We start from the raw sequence: 17,649 nt of genomic DNA on the forward strand, positions 1-17,649 counted from the left end.
GGCTTAATCCAGGCCCAGCTTCTTGAGCTTGTAGCGCAGGGCCCGGAAACTGATGCCCAGGCGCTTGGCAGCGGCGGTCTTGTTCCAGCGGGTGGCCTCCAGGGCCTTCTCGATGGCCTGACGCTCGATGCTCTCCAGATAGTTCTCCAGGTCCATCTCGCCATCCGGCAGCGGCCTTGCGGGCAGGTCATGGCCATTGCCCAACGTTTCCGGGCCCAGTGCCGGCGCCGCTCCCAGGTGCAGGTCCTCGGCATCGATGGTGTCGGTGTCGCAGAGGGTGAAGGAGCGCTCTAGGATGTTCTCCAGTTCCCGTACGTTGCCCGGGAAGTCGTAATGCTGCAGCCGCTCGAGGGCATCGCGGGTCAGCCGTGCCGGCTCGCACTCGTACTCCCGGGCAATGCGTTCCAGGATGTGGTTGGCCAGCAGCGGGATGTCGTCCGGCCGCGCCCGCAGGGGCGGCACACTCAGCTCGATCACGTTGATGCGGTAGAACAGATCCTGACGGAACAGCCCTTCCCCTACCAGTTCCGGGAGGTTCTTGTGGGTGGCGCTCAGCAGCCGGATATCCACCGGGAATTCCCTGGACTCGCCCACCGGCCGCACGGCTTTTTCCTGGATTGCCCGCAGCAGCTTCACCTGCATGGCCAGTGGCAGGTCCGCCACCTCGTCCAGGAACAGGGTGCCGCCGCTGGCGGACCGGAACAGGCCCTCTTTGTTGTCGGTGGCGCCGGTGAAGCTGCCTTTCTTGTGACCGAAGAACTCGCTTTCCATCAGCTCGGAGGGAATGGCGCCACAGTTGACCGCCACAAACGGCGATTCGCTGCGAGGGCCCTGGAGGTGGATCATCCTCGCCACCAGCTCCTTGCCGCTGCCGGACTCGCCGCTGATGAACACCGGGGCCTGGCTGCGGGCCAGTTTGCGGACCTGGACCCGCAGGCGGCGGATCTCCGCGGACTCCCCCAGCAGCAGACCGGGTTCGTCCCGGGTCGGAGAGGCTTCGGGCTTGGGTTCGGCCAGTCGCAGGGCGCTGCTCACCAGCTCCCGCAGCCGCGGCAGTTCCACCGGTTTGGAGACGAAGTCGAAGGCGCCGGCCTTGAGGGCCTCGATGGCAGTATTCATGTTGCCGTAGGCGGTGATGACCGCAACCGGGGTGTTGGGGCAGTGCTGCTGGATCCAGCTCACCAGCTCGATGCCATTGCCGTCCGGCAGGTTCATGTCGGTCAGGCAGAGTTCCGGCGGAGACTGCGCCAACATGGCCTTGGCCTCGGCTACGTCCGCCGCCGTTCGGGTATCAATACCCATGCGGGTGAGGGTGATTTCCAGCAGTTCGCGAATGTCGGGTTCGTCATCAACAATCAGGGCGGTGTGGTTGGCCATCAAACTCGGTCTCATCCATGTTGTTCTTGTCGGCCCGGCCAGACTCCGGGGGCAAACTAGATCAGCCGGCCCTGATGGGCGAAGGTGATCCGGAAGCAGCAGCCGGGATGTGAGTCCTGCAGCAGCGATAGGTGAGCCTGATTGGCCTCGCAGAGCTCCCGCGCGAGATAGAGCCCCAGGCCCGTCCCGCTCTTGTCGGTGGTGAAGAAGGGCTCGAACACCGACGCCCGGTTTTCCTCGCTGATGCCCGGCCCGTTATCCCGGATATCCAGGTAGGCCCGCTCGCCATCGACGGTGGCGCCGGCGGAGATGGTCAGGCTTGGTTCCCCGGTCTGCAGCTCACTGTAGCGCAGCCCATTGTCGCACAGATTCACCAGCACCTGCTCCATCTGGCTGCTGTCCATAGGGGCCGGCGGCAGCTCCGGGGCCAGGTGGAGTTGAATGTTGACCGGTTTGCGGAAATTGGCGCTGACGCTCTGGCGGTACTGGTCGACAAACTCCTCCAGCCAGTTGGCGAGATCCACTTTCTCGCTGTCCGCCGGGTGGCGCCGCGACAGGTCCAGCACGTTCTCGATGATGCCGTTCACCCGCCGGGAATGGCGCTGGATGATGTCCAGCATCTTGCGGTCACCGTCATCCAGGTTCGGGCTTTCGTTCATCAGCTGGGCAGCGTGGCTGATGGCGCCCAGGGGGTTGCGGATCTCATGGGCGATGCCGGCGGTCAGCCGCCCCAGGGAGGCCAGCTTCATCTGCTGGGCCTGCTGGGTGACCTTGCTCATGTCCTCTATGAACACCAGGATCTGGTCGCCCTTTTCCTGATGCAGGCGGGTGAAGTTGGCCTGCAGCAGCGGTGACAGGGGGCTGGGCTGGAATGGCTCGGTGCGCATCTCCGGCGACCGCAGCCACTGCTCCAGGCCGGCCCGCAGGGCTGGCGGCAGGCTGATGTGGCGATGGCCGTCTTCGGAGGTGTTGCCGAACAGCAGCTCCTCGGCGGCGGCGTTGGCCACCCGAATGCGGCCGAAGCGGTCGGTCACCAGGATACCGGTGCGCATACGCTGGATGATCTGCTGGTTGATCTGCTCCAGCTCCACAATGCTCTGGGCACGGGAGTTGGCCAGTGCCTCGCTGCGGATCATACGGCGGGTAATGTTCTGCAGCAGGAACGCGGCGGCGAAATAGAGAATACCCAGGGAGCCCGCGCGGACAATGTCGTCGGCGCTGTTGCCCAGCGCCACCACCGACCAGCTCGCCACACCGAGGGAGCAGAGTGCCGCCAGGGCGGCGTAGAAGATGCCCATGCGGCTGGGTGTCAGGATGTTGCCCGCCGCCACCGCGACGATCACCAGGTTGGCCAGGCCGCTGGTGATGCCGCTGGAAAACACCAGGAAGGCATGCATGGCCAGCACATCCAGCAGGATGGAGCCGGTGATGTGGCGTTGCTGGGGGCGAAAGCCAGCCAGCAGCAGCAGGCCGATGAACAGGTTGAGCCCCAGGTAGGAGAAGGCCAGGCCCTGGTAGTAGTCCGGCATCCGGTAGCGGGTGTCGAAGCCGTCGATATTGACGAACAGGATCGCCACCAGGGTCAGGCTGATCACCAGCCGGTACTGGTTGTAGATCCGGAACAGCCGCACGCGCTGGTCGGCCGTGGCCGTGTCGGGGCTGTTGGCAGGGGCCGGGATAGTGGACTCAGGCATGCGTGGGGTCGGGTCCGGTTGTGTAGTGGTGGCTCAAAACGGGAGAATGTCATCGTGACATGGCTATAATAGCCTTTAAATCGCAACAAGTTACAGGAGCACAGGCATGTCGGAACGGTCGTATAGCCCTGCGGACCCGGATGCCGCCGGCAAACTTCGGGTTGTCATCGCCCAGCTGGATTTCCTGGTGGGTGACATTCCCGGTAACGCCCGTGACATCATCGACGCCGTGCGCAGCGCCGAGCGTGTTCATCAGGCGGATCTGGTGGTGTTTCCGGAACTCTGCCTGACCGGCTATCCGCCGGAAGACCTTCTGCTGCGGGCCAGCCTGGACCTGCGGGTGAAGGAGGCACTGGACGAACTGCTGGCGGCAGAATTGAGCGCGGCCATGGTGATCGGCGTGCCGGCCCGGGACAAGGGCCTGCTTTACAACACCGCCATGTTGATTGACGGCGGCGAGATCACTGCCACCTACCGCAAGCAGATCCTGCCCAATTACCAGGTCTTCGATGAGAAACGCTATTTTGCCGAGGGCGAGGACACTTGCGTGGTCACGGTGCGGGGTGTACCGGTCGGGCTGACCGTGTGCGAGGACATCTGGGGCGACGGCCCGGTGGAGTCCGCCGCCAAAGCCGGCGCCAAGCTGGTGGTCAATATCAACGCCTCCCCCTACGACATCGACAAGCAAACGCGCCGCAAGGCCCTTCTGGAGCGTAAGTCCCGGGAGAACAAGGTCAGCATCGTCTACGCCAACCTGGTGGGTGGCCAGGACGAGCTGATCTTCGACGGCGGCTCGCTGGTGTTCGACCACTCCGGTCAGCAGGCCCTGGAAGTGCCGCAGTTCAGCGAGGGCCTCTATGCCGTGGACTTCGTCCACGAGCACCATTGCCAGCCGGTATCCCAGGACCCCATCGAGGAACCCAGTCTCGAACAGAACATCTACAGCGCGCTGGTGCTGGGGGTGCGGGATTACGTCAACAAGAACGGTTTCAAGTCGGTGGTCATGGGCCTGTCCGGCGGCATCGACTCGGCCCTGACCCTGGCCATTGCGGTGGACGCCCTCGGGGTGGACCGGGTGCGGGCGGTGATGATGCCCTTCCGCTACACGGCCGACATCAGCCTGGAGGACGCCGACGCCGAAGCCAAGGCCCTGGGCGTGCAGTACGATGTGTTTTCCATCGAGCCCATGTACGACGCCTTCATGGAAACCCTGGCCGGGCCCTTCGAGGGCACCAGTCCTGATACCACCGAGGAGAACCTCCAGGCCCGCATCCGGGGTGTCATCCTCATGTCACTGTCCAACAAGTTCGGTTCCATGGTGCTGACCACCGGTAACAAGAGCGAGATGGCGGTGGGCTACTCCACCCTTTACGGCGACATGGCCGGCGGCTTCGATGCCCTGAAAGACGTGCCCAAGACCCTCGTGTACCGCTTGGCGAAGTATCGCAACACGGTATCGGAGGTCATTCCGGAGCGGGTGATCACCCGGGCGCCCTCCGCCGAGCTGGCGCCGGATCAGACGGACCAGGACAGCCTGCCGGATTACGACGTGCTGGATCAGATCCTCAACCTCTACGTGGAGCGGGACTACAGCGCCGAGGCCATCATCGCCGAGGGCTTTGAGCGGGCTGATGTGGAGCGGGCCACCCGCCTCGTGGATCGCAACGAGTACAAGCGGCGACAGGCGCCCATCGGTATCCGCATCACCGAGCGTGGCTTCGGCAAGGACCGGCGCTATCCGATCACCAATGGCTGGAAAATCGGCAAGTAAGAACAGGATCAGGACGCAGGGCAGGGCCGGGAGTATTCGGGAACTCCCGGCCAAAGGTCTTGTGGGCGGTCAGTCGTCGCCCAGCAGGCCGAAGGTGATCACGCTGGTCAGGGACCGGTCTTCCCGCTTCAGCATGTTGGACTCGAATTTCATGTTGTCGTTGAAGGCGTCGCTGTCCGGGTAGTTGATGGCCAGCAGCTGGATGGCATCCTGGGCGCCCTTGTCCAGGTTCAGGAACTGGTAGGTCTCAGCCATGATGATCAGCGCCTCTTCGGTGGCCGGCGTGTTGGGGAAATTCTCCACCACATATCGGGCCCGGTTGTTGGCGGCGACAAAGGCTTCCCGCTTGATGTAGTAACGGGCCGCGTGCAGTTCCAGTTCCGCCAGCCGGTTGCGGATGGCGATCATGCGCTGGCGGGCATCGGCAGCGTACTGGCTGTCCGGGTAGCGGTTGAGCAGTTCCGAGAAATCCCGAAAGGCGCGGCGCTGCTCACCAGGGTCGCGCTCGGTCACATCGATGGGGAAGTAGCGGCCGGCCAGGCTGATATCCATGTTGTAGGACGCCAGGCCCCGCATGTAGAGGGCGTAATCGGCGCTCTCGCTCTGGGGGTTGAGCCGCAGGAAGCGATCGGCAGCGGCCCGGGCGCCTTCCAGGTCAAGATTCTGGTAGCGGGCGTAGATCAGGTCGAGCTGGGCCTGCTCGGCGTACCGGCCGAACGGGTAGTAGGTCTCGAGATAGTCCAGGTTGGTCTCCGCCTCGTTGAAATTGCCGGCCGACATGGCGGAGCGGGCGTTCTCGTAATAGGTCTCCTCTGGCAGTACCTCTTCCTGCTGATTGGACGCGCAGGCGCTGATCAGTACAAAAACGGACACTAGGAGTAAGCGAAAAACTGATCTCATGCCGGAATCCCGTATAATGAAACGCATTGGACGGACGCCATTGTAGCGGGGTTGTCCGTCTCTGTGCAGGGGCCACGGGGATTTGTGCGTGGCTTTGTGGCGACTCTGCTCTGATTACCGGGGCCAACACGGCCTGCGGTGCACTTCTCACTGACCTCCCGGAACCCGAATGAGCTCTGACAACCGAATTACCGCCGAATTTTCCGTACCACCGGAACTGAGTGACCGCCGGCTTGACCAGGCGGTGGCGGAACTGATGCCCGAGCATTCCCGCTCCCGCCTGCAGAGCTGGATCAAGTCGGGCGTCCTGACGGTCAATGGCCAGACCTGCAAACCCCGGGATAAGGTCATGCTGGACGATCGCATTCACCTGGACGCGGAGCCGGAAATACAGGTGTCCTGGCAGGCGGAGTCCATCAACCTGGACATCGTCCACGAGGACGAGCACCTGCTGGTGATCAACAAACCGGCGGGCCTGGTGGTGCATCCGGCCGCCGGTCACGCCGACGGCACCCTGGTCAATGCCCTGCTGCATTATGCCCCGGAAGTGGAGAACCTGCCCCGGGCCGGCATTGTCCACCGCCTGGACAAGGACACTTCCGGCATCATGGTGGTGGCCCGCAGCCTGATTGCGCACACCTCTCTGGTGGATCAGCTCCAGACCCGCACCATGGGCCGCCAATATGAGGCCGTGGTGGTGGGAACCATGACCGGCGGTGCCACGGTGGACGCCCCCATCGGCCGCCACCCGCGGGAGCGCAAGAAGATGGCGGTGGTGCCCAGCGGCAAGCCGGCTGTGACCCACTATCGGATTCTGGAGCGGTTCGCCGCCCACACTCATATTCACTGCAAACTGGAAAGTGGCCGCACCCACCAGATTCGGGTCCACCTCGCCCACGTTCGCCACCCCCTGGTGGGGGACCAGCTCTACGGCGGCCGCCTGCGTTTGCCCAAGGGCAGCACCGAGAGCCTGCGCAAGGAGCTTTCCGGTTTCCATCGCCAGGCCCTGCATGCCCGCAAGCTCACCCTCGAGCACCCGGAGACCGGCGAGATCCTGAGCTGGGAGGTGCCGCGGCCGGCGGACCTTGAGGGACTGTTGGCGGCGCTGCGGCGCCATGTGGAGGAGTCGGAGGCCAGTGCCTACTGAGCGTTCATTCATCAAGCCCGACTGGCCTGCGCCGGCGGGCGTCAGGGCGTTATCCACGACCCGCCTGGACGGGGCCAGCAAGGGGCCCTGGCAGTCTTTCAATCTGGGCAGCCGTGTCGGGGATGAGCCCCTGGCGGTGGCTCACAACCGTCGGGAACTGGCAGCGCATGCTGGCCTTGAGCCCGATAACATCCATTGGCTGCGTCAGGTCCACGGCACCCGGGTGGTTCCCCTGGCCGGGACAGCCCCCGCGGAGGCCGAGGCGGACGCCAGCATCACCGATCAGCCTGGGGTCGCCTGTGCTGTCCTCACCGCCGACTGCCTGCCGGTGCTGTTCTGCGATCTGGCCGGCACCCAGGTTGGCGCTGCCCACGCCGGCTGGCGTGGGCTGAGCGGCGGCGTGCTTGAACAGGCGGTGGAGCAATTGGGTGCCGCCGATAACCTTATGGCCTGGCTGGGGCCGGCCATCGGGCCCCGGCATTTCGAGGTGGGGCCGGAGGTTCTGGAATCATTCATGGCCTTCGACACCAGCGCCAGCCGGGCCTTCAGCGCCCGCGGTGCGCGACCTGGCCATTTCATGGCGGACATCTGGCTGCTGGCCCGGCAGCGTCTGGAGCTGGCCGGCGTCAGCCGGATCTATGGTGGCGGCCTGTGCACCGTCAGCGATGCCCGACGCTTCTACTCCTACCGCCGTGATGGCCAGACCGGCCGCATGGCCAGTCTGGTCTGGCTGGATTGACGGCCGTCAATTTTCTGACAGTTTCTCCCTTCCACTGCTTGAAGTCGCCTCCACCGGCCCTACATTAAGGGGCAAGAGACGGCGTTGAGTGGCTTCCCACAAGCCCAGCCTGCGCCCCAGAGACCGGATTTCGGAGAGACCCAGACTATGCGAATCGACAAACTCACCAGCCGCCTGCAGACCGCGCTCGCCGACGCGCAGTCCATTGCGGTGGGAAAGGACAACAACTTCATCGAGCCTGTGCACCTGATGCAGGCCCTGCTGGATCAGGATGCCAGCTCCATCAAGCCGCTGCTCAAGCAGATCGGCGTGGAGCCAGGCCGCCTGCGTCAGGCGGTGGCCCGGGAAATCGACAACCTGCCGGAAGTAAAAGGCTCGGCGGGGGATGTGGCCATGTCCAACGACATGGGCCGGCTGTTCAATATCGCCGACAAGCTGGCCCAGAAGCGGGGTGACCAGTTCATTTCCAGCGAACTCATGCTGCTGGCCGCATTGGAGGACCGCGGTACCCTCGGCCGCGTGCTGCGGGAAAACGGCGTTGACGGCAAGCAGCTGGAACAGGCCATTGACCAGGTCCGCGGTGGCGAGGCGGTCAACGACCCCAACGCCGAGGAGAGTCGTCAGGCCCTGTCCAAGTACACCATCGACCTTACCGAGCGGGCCGCCGCCGGCAAGCTGGACCCGGTGATTGGCCGGGACGACGAGATCCGCCGCACCATCCAGGTGCTGCAGCGCCGTCGCAAGAACAACCCTGTGCTCATCGGTGAACCGGGCGTGGGCAAGACCGCCATCGTGGAAGGCCTGGCCCAGCGCATCGTCAATGGCGAGGTGCCCGATGGCCTCAAGGACAAGAAGGTGCTGTCCCTGGACATGGGCTCGCTGATTGCCGGTGCCAAGTTCCGGGGCGAATTCGAGGAGCGCCTGAAGGCGGTGCTCAACGAACTGTCCAAGCAGGAAGGCCAGATCATCCTGTTCATCGACGAGATCCACACCATGGTGGGTGCCGGCAAGGCCGAGGGCTCCATGGACGCCGGCAACATGCTGAAGCCGGCCCTGGCTCGGGGTGAGCTGCACTGCGTGGGCGCCACCACCCTGGACGAATACCGCGAAAACATCGAGAAGGACGCCGCCCTGGAGCGCCGTTTCCAGAAGGTGCTGGTGTCCGAGCCCAATGAGGAGGACACCATTGCCATTCTGCGGGGCCTGAAGGAGCGTTACGAGGTCCACCACGGCGTCGAGGTGACCGACGGTGCCATCATCGCCGCCGCGAAACTGTCCCATCGCTACATCACTGACCGGCAGTTGCCGGACAAGGCCATCGATCTGATCGATGAAGCCGCCAGTCAGATCCGGATGGAGATGGATTCCAAGCCGGAAGCGCTTGATCGTCTCGAGCGCCGCCTCATCCAGCTCAAGATCGAGCGGGAGGCAATGAAGAAGGAAACCGATCCGGCCTCCAAGAAGCGCCTCGACGAGCTCAAGGACGTCATTGCCAACGTGGAGCGTGAGTACGCCGACCTGGAAGAGGTGTGGAACACAGAGAAGGCGGCACTGCACGGTTCCCAGAAGATCAAGAGCCAGCTGGAGCAGGCCCGCATCGACCTCGAGAATGCCCGCCGTGCCGGCGACCTGGGCAAGATGTCCGAGCTGCAGTACGGCCGCATTCCGGAGCTCGAGCGTCAGCTGGACATGGCCAGCCAGGCCGAGATGATGGAGATGAAGCTGCTGCGCAACCGGGTCACCGACGAGGAAATCGCCGAGGTGGTCTCCAAGTGGACCGGTATTCCGGTGTCCAAGATGCTGGAAGGCGAGCGTGACAAACTGATGCGCATGGAGTCCGAGCTGCACCACCGGGTAATCGGCCAGGACGAGGCGGTGGAGGCGGTCTCCAACGCCGTGCGCCGCTCCCGTGCCGGGCTGGCGGACCCCAACCGCCCCAACGGTTCTTTCCTGTTCCTCGGCCCCACCGGTGTGGGCAAGACCGAACTGTGCAAGGCGCTGGCGTCCTTCCTGTTCGACACCGAGGAGGCAATGGTTCGGATCGACATGTCCGAGTTCATGGAGAAGCATTCCGTGGCCCGGCTGATCGGCGCGCCTCCCGGCTACGTCGGTTATGAGGAGGGTGGTTACCTGACCGAAGCGGTGCGTCGCAGGCCCTACTCGGTGCTGCTGCTGGACGAGGTGGAAAAGGCCCACCCCGATGTGTTCAACATCCTGCTGCAGGTGCTGGAGGACGGCCGCCTGACCGATGGCCAGGGCCGCACCGTGGACTTCCGCAACACCGTGATCGTCATGACCTCGAACCTGGGCTCCGACATCATCCAGCAGAAAGCGGGTGAGGAGAACTACGAGGCTATGAAAGCGGACGTGATGGAGGTAGTGGGTACTCACTTCCGGCCCGAGTTCATCAACCGGGTCGATGAGGTGGTGGTGTTCCATCCGCTGGCTCGGGATCAGATCCAGGGTATCGCCAAGGTCCAGATCGAGAACCTGGCCCGGCGTCTGCGGGATCAGGACATGGCCCTGGACCTGGACGACGATGCCATGGCGCTGCTGGCCGAGGTGGGTTACGACCCGGTCTACGGGGCCCGGCCCCTGAAGCGGGCGATCCAGCGGATGATCGAGAACCCGCTGGCGCAGAGGCTGTTGCAGGGAGAGTTCGTGCCCGGGGATACCATCAAGGCGACGGTGTCGGATCACCAGCTGGTGTTCCGCAAGGCCTGAGCCGGCCCCCGAAACAGAAAAGCGCAGCTATGGTAGCTGCGCTTTTTTTTCCCGTCGGAGACTCAGCAGTTGGCGTCAACGATTTCCTGGAAGCGCTGGCGCTGCTCCTCGATTTCCTCCGGTGACAGGAAGCGCTGCTCACCGTTTTCCTCCACCTTGATGCGGGCGTTGGAATTGATGATGCTCAGGTTGTTGCGGGCGGTCTCACAGTTGGCTTCGCGCTGCTTGCGCTGGGCTTCTTCCTGGGCGGTCAGCTTTTCCTGCTCGGCGGCACTTTGCTGGCGCTTGTCCAGTTCGTCCACCTTGTCCTGCGGGCTGCTGGACTGGCCAACCTTGGTGGAGGTGCCGGAGCGGATCTTCACCGACTCTGCTTCGCGACCGGTGGGCTGGCGATCGCCGTAGTGGACCACGCCTTCGTCATCGGTCCATTTATACACCGAGGCACCGGAGCTGAGTGCGGGCGCCAGGGCGATGGCCGCGGCTACCAGGAGGGTCTTTGCATTCATGGGGGTTCTCACACTACGTTTGCTGGAAACAGTGACTGCTGGGGCCGGCTCCCGGCTGGGGCCGTATACAGCGAGACTCGTCTATGGTGCCATGGGTATCGCGCCTTTTCTCAAGCTTAGCTCAATTCTGTGGACTAATGAACGTCCTTTATCCGGCGTGCCCAGCGGTCTAATCGCGTCCCCGCTATTGACAGGGAGTTTCCCGCTGTCAAAATTACCGACTGCCTGAAAATAGGGGTCAATGCGGCAGGCAATCCCGCGCAACATTCCCCGAGATTTCCACACTGAACGCTCCACGCTCTGGCGTGGATGGGTCGTTGCCAGCGGCAACCCGGTGTTTGGCCGTGCTCCGGAACCCTCAGGAGCCCGGCTGGCCAGGAGATAACCTCTCGTCTGAAAAGTGTGGCGGAACATCCGGTCTGGCTTTCAAAAGAAGCTCCGCGCCGGTATCCAGGCAACCGGGACGAACCCGGCACATTCACTCGTAATAGAGGGTAGAAAAACGTGGAGCTATTGTCTGGCGCCGACATGCTGATCCGGTCCCTGCAGGATGAGGGAATCGAATACATATACGGCTATCCCGGCGGGGCCGCGCTGCATATTTATGATGCGCTGTTCCGGCAGGACAAGGTCAAGCACATTCTGGTTCGCCACGAACAGGCAGCCGTCCATATGGCGGACGGCTACGCGCGAGCCAGCGGCAAGCCCGGCACCGTACTGGTGACCTCAGGGCCTGGCGCAACCAACACCATCACCGGCATTGCCACCGCCTTCATGGATTCCATTCCGATGGTGGTACTGTGCGGCCAGGTGGCCTCAACCCTGATCGGCGAGGATGCCTTCCAGGAAACCGACATGATTGGCGTGTCCCGGCCGGTGGTGAAGCACAACATCAGCGTCCGCCATCCCCAGGAGATTCCTGAGGTGATCCGTCGCGCCTACTATATAGCCTCAACCGGCCGTCCCGGCCCGGTGGTGGTGGATATCCCCAAGGATATGACCACCCCCAACGAGCGTTATGAGTACGTCTTCCCCAAGAAGGTCAAGCTTCGCTCCTACAACCCGGCTATCCGCGGCCACGCCGGCCAGATCAAGAAGGCCGTGGACATGCTGATGGCGGCCAAACGCCCGATCATTTACGCCGGCGGCGGTGTGGTGTTGGGCAAGGCCTCCAAGCAGCTGACCGAGCTGGCACACATGCTCAACTTCCCGGTCACCAACACCCTGATGGGCATCGGCGGCTTTCCGGCCACCGACAAGCAGTCCCTGGGCTGGCTGGGCATGCACGGTACCTACGAGTCCAACATGGCGATGCACCACTCGGACCTGATCCTGGCGGTGGGTGCCCGTTTTGACGACCGGGTGACCAACGCCACCGAGAAGTTCTGCCCGGGTGCCCGGATAGTCCATATCGACATCGATCCGGCCTCCATCTCCAAGACCATCGATGCCGACGTGCCCATCGTCGGGCCCGTCGATGCAGTGCTCAAGGAAATGATCGCGCTGGTGACAGAAAGCCGGGAAAAACCGGACGCCGACGCCCTCAAGGCCTGGTGGAAGCAGATCGACGAGTGGCGCGCCTTCCACGGCATGCGCTACGAGAAGAGCGACACCTACATCAAGCCGCAGGAAGTCATCGAGGCCATCTGGCGCATCACCAAGGGTGATGCCTACGTGACCTCCGATGTGGGCCAGCACCAGATGTTCGCCGCCCAGTACTACAAGTTCGACAAGCCCAATCGCTGGATCAACTCCGGTGGCCTGGGCACCATGGGCTTCGGTCTGCCGGCGGCCATGGGTATCAAACTGAGCTACCCGGACAGCGAAGTGGTCTGCGTGACCGGCGAGGGCAGTATCCAGATGAACATCCAGGAACTGTCCACCTGCAACCAGTACAACCTGCCGGTGAAGATCGTCAACCTGAACAACCAGGCGCTGGGCATGGTCAAGCAATGGCAGGACATGAACTACGAGTCCCGTCACTCCCAGTCCTACATGGAGTCGCTGCCGGACTTCGTCAAACTGGCCGAAGCCTATGGCCACGTTGGCATCCGCATCGACAAGAAGGAAGAACTTGAGGACAAGCTCAAGGAAGCCTTCGCCATGAAAGACAAGCTGGTGTTCCTCGATATCTATGTGGATCCCTACGAGCACGTCTACCCCATGCAGGTGGCGCGCGGATCCATGAAGGATATGTGGCTCAGCAAAACGGAGAGGGTCTGATCATCATGCGTCGCATCATTTCTGTGTTGCTGGAGAACGAGCCCGGCGCCCTGTCGCGGGTGGTAGGGCTGTTCTCCCAGCGCAACTACAACATCGAGACCCTCACCGTGGCGCCAACCGAGGACGAGACCCTGTCCCGCCTCACCGTCACCACCACCGGGTCTGACAAGGTCATCGAGCAGATCACCAAGCAGCTCAACAAGCTGATCGAGGTGGTCAAGCTGGTGGACCTGACCGAGGGCTCCCACATCGAGCGCGAGCTGATGCTGGTGAAGCTCAAGGCCACCGGCTCCCAGCGGGCCGAAATCAAGCGCACGGTGGACATCTTCCGGGGCCAGATCGTCGACGTCACGAGCACCATCTACACGGTGCAGCTGGCCGGCGACAGCGACAAGCTGGATGCCTTCATCCAGGCAGTGGGCGCCTCCGGCGTATTGGAAGTCGTGCGTTCCGGTGTCTCCGGTATTGCCCGGGGTGAGAAGGTTCTGAGTCTCTGACTCCCAACATCGAATAACCATTAGTCTGGCCCCAGGGGCCAACAACGAGAAACAGGGGTTTTCCATGCAGGTCTATTACGATAAAGATTGTGATCTCTCCATCGTCCAGGGCAAGAAAGTCGCCATCGTCGGCTACGGCTCCCAGGGCCACGCCCACGCCAACAACCTGAAAGAGTCCGGCGTTGACGTGGTTGTCGCACTGCGTCCGGGTTCCTCCTCTGCCGCCAAGGCCGAGGCTGCCGGTCTCACCGTCAAGAGCGTGGCCGATGCCGCCAAGGAAGCCGACATCGTTATGGTGCTGGCACCGGACGAGAACCAGAAGGCCATCTACGAGAAGGACATCGAGCCCAACCTGAAGAAGGGCGGTGTGCTGGCCTTCGCCCACGGCTTCAACATCCACTACAACCAGATCGTGGCGCGCCAGGACCTGGACGTCATCATGATCGCTCCCAAGGCGCCGGGTCACACCGTGCGCACCGAGTTCACCCGTGGCGGCGGCATCCCTGATCTGATCGCCATTCACCAGGACTCCTCCGGCAACGCCAAGAACATCGCGCTGTCCTACGCCAGCGCCATCGGCGGCGGCCGCACCGGTATCATCGAGACCACCTTCAAGGACGAGACCGAAACCGACCTGTTCGGCGAGCAGGCCGTCCTGTGTGGCGGTACCGTGGAGCTGGTCAAGGCGGCCTTCGAGACCCTGACCGAAGCCGGTTATGAGCCGGAAATGGCTTACTTCGAGTGTCTGCACGAGCTCAAGCTGATCGTTGACCTGATGTACGAGGGCGGCATCGCCAACATGAACTACTCCATCTCCAACAACGCGGAGTATGGTGAGTACGTGACCGGCCCGGAGGTCATCAACGACCAGTCCCGCGCGGCCATGCGCAACGCCCTGAAGCGTATCCAGAGCGGTGAGTACGCCAAGATGTTCATCCAGGAGGGCAGCACCAACTATCCCTCCATGACCGCACGTCGTCGTCAGAACGCTGAGCATCCGATCGAGCTGGTGGGCGAGAAACTGCGCTCCATGATGCCCTGGATCTCCGCCAACAAGATCGTCGACAAGTCAAAGAACTGAGTTGGCGCATGCCCTCTCATAAACGCGGCCTCCGGGCCGCGTTTTTCGTTATGGCTTGGTGTGGCTGACCGATCGGCTATACTGGGCGCACATATCTGGCTGGATGAGTGGAATGACGAGCAAGAAAGACAGCCCCGAAGCGGAACAGTCGTCCGACAAGGACCTCACCTTTGGTGAAGTGGTGGAAGAGGAACTGGTGGAAGGCGCCCCGGTTCGGCGCAAGGGCATTTATCTGCTGCCAAACGCGCTGACCACGGCGTCCCTGTTTTCAGGATTCTACGCCATAGTGGCGGCCGCCAATGGCGTATTCGACAACGCCGCCATTGCGATTTTCGTGTCCATGATCCTCGACGGACTGGACGGCCGCGTGGCGCGCATGACCAATACCCAGAGCAAGTTCGGGGAAGAGTACGACAGCCTGGCGGACATGGTGGCCTTTGGCGTGGCTCCCGGCCTGGTGGCCTTTTTCTGGTCGCTGAACTACCTCGATCAGGTCGGTTGGGCCATCACCTTCATCTATGTGGCGGGGGCGGCATTGCGTCTGGCCCGCTTCAACACCCAGATCGGCTCTGTCGACAAGAAGTTCTTCGTGGGCCTGCCCAGTCCGTCCGCGGCCGCGGTGGTCGCAGGGCTGGTGTGGTGCTTCCACGAGTATGAACCGGCAACCTGGCTGACACTGCTGACCATCATCGTGGTGGGCGGTGCCGGTGTGCTGATGGTGAGCAATATTCTGTACCGCAGCTTCAAGGACCTGGACCTGAAGGGACGGGTGCCGTTTGCCGCCATCCTGGTGGTGGTGCTCATCTTTGTGGTGATCGCGGTCGACCCCGGTACCGTATTGTTCCTGATATTCCTTGTTTACGCGTTGTCCGGCCCGACTCGGGCGCTGATGCGCAAGGGCCGTCGCGGCCCCGGCGACAAGAGCGCATCCTGAGCAGCTCCCCGGTGGCCGCCGGGGAGTCCTGCAGGCTCCGGTCAACGGTACCGGCATCCACGCGGGTGCCCGCTGACCGGAGTCCAGTCATGATCATCAAGAACAAACCTTCCTGGCAACTCGGCTATCACGAGGTCACGCCGGAACCTGTCTTCCGCAATCGCCGGGCCTTCATGAAGGGCGCCCTCGCCGGGGCTGCCGGCCTGGCCATGCCGGGGCTGGTATGGCCGGGGGAGTTGCCGGTCCCGGGTGAGGCCCTGGACTTCGACAAGCGCCCGGGGCTCTCGACGGATGAGCCTTTGACTCCCTACGAGGACGTCACCCGCTACAACAATTTCTACGAATTCGGCACCGACAAGACCGATCCCGCCCAGTACGCCAGTGCCATGGAAACGGCACCCTGGTCGGTGACGGTGGAGGGCGAGTGTGCCAGGCCTGGCCAGTACGCCCTGGAGGATCTTCTCAAGCCTCACGACTACGAGGAGCGGATCTATCGGCTGCGCTGTGTCGAGGCCTGGTCCATGGTGATTCCCTGGGTGGGTGTGCCTCTGGCAGAGATGATCGGTCGGCTGGAACCCACATCAAAGGCCAAGTACGTTTACTTTGAAACCCTGGTAAACCTGGAGCAGATGCGTGGCCAGCGGTCCGCCTTCAGTGTGATCGACTGGCCTTACCAGGAGGGCCTGCGCATGGATGAGGCGATGAACGAACTCAGTTTCATGGCGGTCGGGCTCTACGGTAAAACGCTGCCCAACCAGAATGGCGCGCCTTTGCGCCTGGTGGTGCCCTGGAAATACGGCTTCAAGAGCATCAAGTCCATCGTCAAGATCCGTTTCCAGGAGGCCCGGCCCTACACCAGCTGGGAGAAAATCGCGCCGAAGGAGTACGGCTTCTATGCCAACGTGAACCCGGAGGTGGACCACCCTCGCTGGAGCCAGAAGCGGGAGCGCCGGCTGCCCTCGGGGCTGTTCTCGCCCAACTGGATCGAGACCCGCAAGTTCAACGGTTATGGCGAGCAGGTGGCCCATCTGTATCGGGACATGGACCTGAAGCGCTTCTACTAGAGCGTGGTCACAATGGGTCTGGCCGCCAGGGAGCGCGCAATGTTACTGTTCCGGCTGCTGATCGCAGGTCTGGCGCTCGTGCCCCTGGGGCTGCTGGTTAGGGGTGTTCTACAGGGCGCGCTGGGCCCGGACCCGGGTGAAGTGGTCACCGAAAGCCTCGGATTGGCCGCCTTTCAGCTGCTGCTGGCGACTCTGGCAATGACGCCGCTCAGGCGTATCACTGGTTGGCCGGGCTGGCTTCGGGTTCGCCGTCAGCTGGGGCTGTTCTGTTTCTTCTATGCCAGCCTCCACCTGCTGGCGTTCCTGCAGTTCGTGGTTGGCTGGCAGGATCTTACTGCCAGTTTCACCAAGCGTCCTTACATCCTGGCAGGCCTGGTCGCGTTCATTATCCTGCTGCCCCTGGCGCTGACCTCCACCCGCGGCATGATGCGCCGGCTGGGCAAGCGCTGGAAGCGGCTCCACAGTGGGGTCTACCTGGCGGCAGTGGCGGCCTGGGTGCATTTTCTCTGGCAGGCCCGCGGCGACATCGGTGAAATGCTGGCTTACGGTGTGATCCTGGCAGTGCTGCTGGGCCTTCGACTCTGGTGGTCCGCCGCCGTCCAGAAACGCCTGGCTCGGCCTGACAGGGCTTGAAATCAGCCGAATTAGGTTAAATAATAATCGACCTCTAGGGGTAAACCGAAACCCCGGAGAAATAATTCTGAAACCTCGTTGACACCCGCTTGGGTGTCTGTAGAATGCGCATCTCCTTCGGGGCAACAGGCGGAACGGCCTGCCGGGGGAGGGTGTTAACGCGTTGATTTGACTGGTGTTTATGAAGATCAAAATCAGCGGTTGACAGGATCGGGGAAGGCTGTAGAATACGCGCCTCGATTGAGCTTAACGGCTCACGCTCTTTAAAAAGTTGATCAAGTAATTCGTGTGGGCGCTGGCTGCGATGTTTCGACAGAAATATCGAGACAGTGACTCGTCGAATTTGAGTTTTGTCTTGA

Annotated in this window: 15 protein-coding genes; 10 read left to right on the forward strand and 5 right to left on the reverse strand. The window is 62.7% G+C overall.

Going from position 1 to position 17,649, the window contains the following annotated elements:
- Positions 1-3 precede the first annotated feature (3 nt).
- A complete protein-coding gene (locus R3280_RS08420) occupies positions 4-1,377 on the reverse strand; it encodes a sigma-54 dependent transcriptional regulator (protein WP_318998152.1) in 1,374 nt (457 codons plus the stop codon).
- A 56-nt stretch (positions 1,378-1,433) separates the two neighbouring features.
- On the reverse strand, positions 1,434-3,071 hold the full coding sequence (locus tag R3280_RS08425; RefSeq protein WP_318998153.1) for a sensor histidine kinase: 1,638 nt from the start codon (positions 3,069-3,071) through the stop codon (positions 1,434-1,436).
- Between the two features lie 106 nt (positions 3,072-3,177).
- Here R3280_RS08425 and R3280_RS08430 point away from each other — a divergent pair, with 106 nt between their 5' ends.
- Entirely contained in the window at positions 3,178-4,842 is a 1,665-nt protein-coding gene (locus tag R3280_RS08430) for an NAD+ synthase (RefSeq protein ID WP_318998154.1), read from the forward strand.
- Positions 4,843-4,911: 69 nt separating this feature from the next.
- On the opposite strand, the gene R3280_RS08435 is transcribed toward R3280_RS08430, so the two are convergent.
- A complete protein-coding gene (locus R3280_RS08435) occupies positions 4,912-5,742 on the reverse strand; it encodes an outer membrane protein assembly factor BamD (protein ID WP_318998155.1) in 831 nt (276 codons plus the stop codon).
- 169 nt (positions 5,743-5,911) lie between these two features.
- On the opposite strand from R3280_RS08435, the gene rluD reads away from it, so the two are divergent.
- The 3 genes from rluD to clpB all read left to right on the forward strand — a co-directional run bounded on the left by rluD (position 5,912) and on the right by clpB (position 10,352).
- Positions 5,912-6,889: a 23S rRNA pseudouridine(1911/1915/1917) synthase RluD gene (rluD, locus tag R3280_RS08440; protein WP_318998156.1), complete on the forward strand. Its 978-nt coding sequence runs from the start codon at positions 5,912-5,914 to the stop codon at positions 6,887-6,889.
- Positions 6,879-7,628, forward strand: coding sequence for a peptidoglycan editing factor PgeF (gene pgeF / locus R3280_RS08445; RefSeq protein ID WP_413468758.1), 750 nt, complete (start codon positions 6,879-6,881; stop codon positions 7,626-7,628). The genes rluD and pgeF overlap by 11 nt, the downstream gene beginning before the upstream one ends.
- Before the next feature lie 147 nt (positions 7,629-7,775).
- Entirely contained in the window at positions 7,776-10,352 is a 2,577-nt protein-coding gene (gene clpB, locus R3280_RS08450; protein WP_318998158.1) for an ATP-dependent chaperone ClpB, read from the forward strand.
- Positions 10,353-10,414: 62 nt separating this feature from the next.
- Here clpB and R3280_RS08455 read toward each other — a convergent pair whose 3' ends face one another.
- Positions 10,415-10,858: a DUF4124 domain-containing protein gene (locus R3280_RS08455; RefSeq protein WP_318998159.1), complete on the reverse strand. Its 444-nt coding sequence runs from the start codon at positions 10,856-10,858 to the stop codon at positions 10,415-10,417.
- A 504-nt stretch (positions 10,859-11,362) separates the two neighbouring features.
- On the opposite strand from R3280_RS08455, the gene R3280_RS08460 reads away from it, so the two are divergent.
- The 6 genes from R3280_RS08460 (at position 11,363) to R3280_RS08485 (ending at position 17,290) form a co-directional block, all read left to right on the forward strand.
- Positions 11,363-13,081, forward strand: a complete 1,719-nt coding sequence (locus tag R3280_RS08460; protein ID WP_318998160.1) for an acetolactate synthase 3 large subunit — start codon at positions 11,363-11,365, stop codon at positions 13,079-13,081.
- A gap of 5 nt (positions 13,082-13,086) precedes the next feature.
- On the forward strand, positions 13,087-13,578 hold the full coding sequence (gene ilvN / locus R3280_RS08465; RefSeq protein WP_318998161.1) for an acetolactate synthase small subunit: 492 nt from the start codon (positions 13,087-13,089) through the stop codon (positions 13,576-13,578).
- Between the two features lie 64 nt (positions 13,579-13,642).
- Positions 13,643-14,659 (forward strand): ketol-acid reductoisomerase, encoded by a 1,017-nt coding sequence (gene ilvC, locus R3280_RS08470; RefSeq protein ID WP_318998162.1) that lies wholly within the window; start codon positions 13,643-13,645, stop codon positions 14,657-14,659.
- A 112-nt stretch (positions 14,660-14,771) separates the two neighbouring features.
- Positions 14,772-15,593: a CDP-diacylglycerol--serine O-phosphatidyltransferase gene (gene pssA / locus R3280_RS08475; protein WP_318998163.1), complete on the forward strand. Its 822-nt coding sequence runs from the start codon at positions 14,772-14,774 to the stop codon at positions 15,591-15,593.
- Positions 15,594-15,682: 89 nt separating this feature from the next.
- Entirely contained in the window at positions 15,683-16,657 is a 975-nt protein-coding gene (msrP, locus tag R3280_RS08480) for a protein-methionine-sulfoxide reductase catalytic subunit MsrP (protein WP_318998164.1), read from the forward strand.
- Positions 16,658-16,696: 39 nt separating this feature from the next.
- A complete protein-coding gene (locus tag R3280_RS08485; RefSeq protein WP_318998165.1) occupies positions 16,697-17,290 on the forward strand; it encodes a protein-methionine-sulfoxide reductase heme-binding subunit MsrQ in 594 nt (197 codons plus the stop codon).
- A gap of 34 nt (positions 17,291-17,324) precedes the next feature.
- Here the strand turns inward: R3280_RS08485 and R3280_RS08490 are convergent.
- On the reverse strand, positions 17,325-17,649 hold a 325-nt coding region (locus R3280_RS08490), incomplete at its 5' end, for a hypothetical protein (protein ID WP_318998166.1).

The organism is Marinobacter sp. (assembly GCF_033722195.1).
Classification (GTDB): domain Bacteria; phylum Pseudomonadota; class Gammaproteobacteria; order Pseudomonadales; family Oleiphilaceae; genus Marinobacter.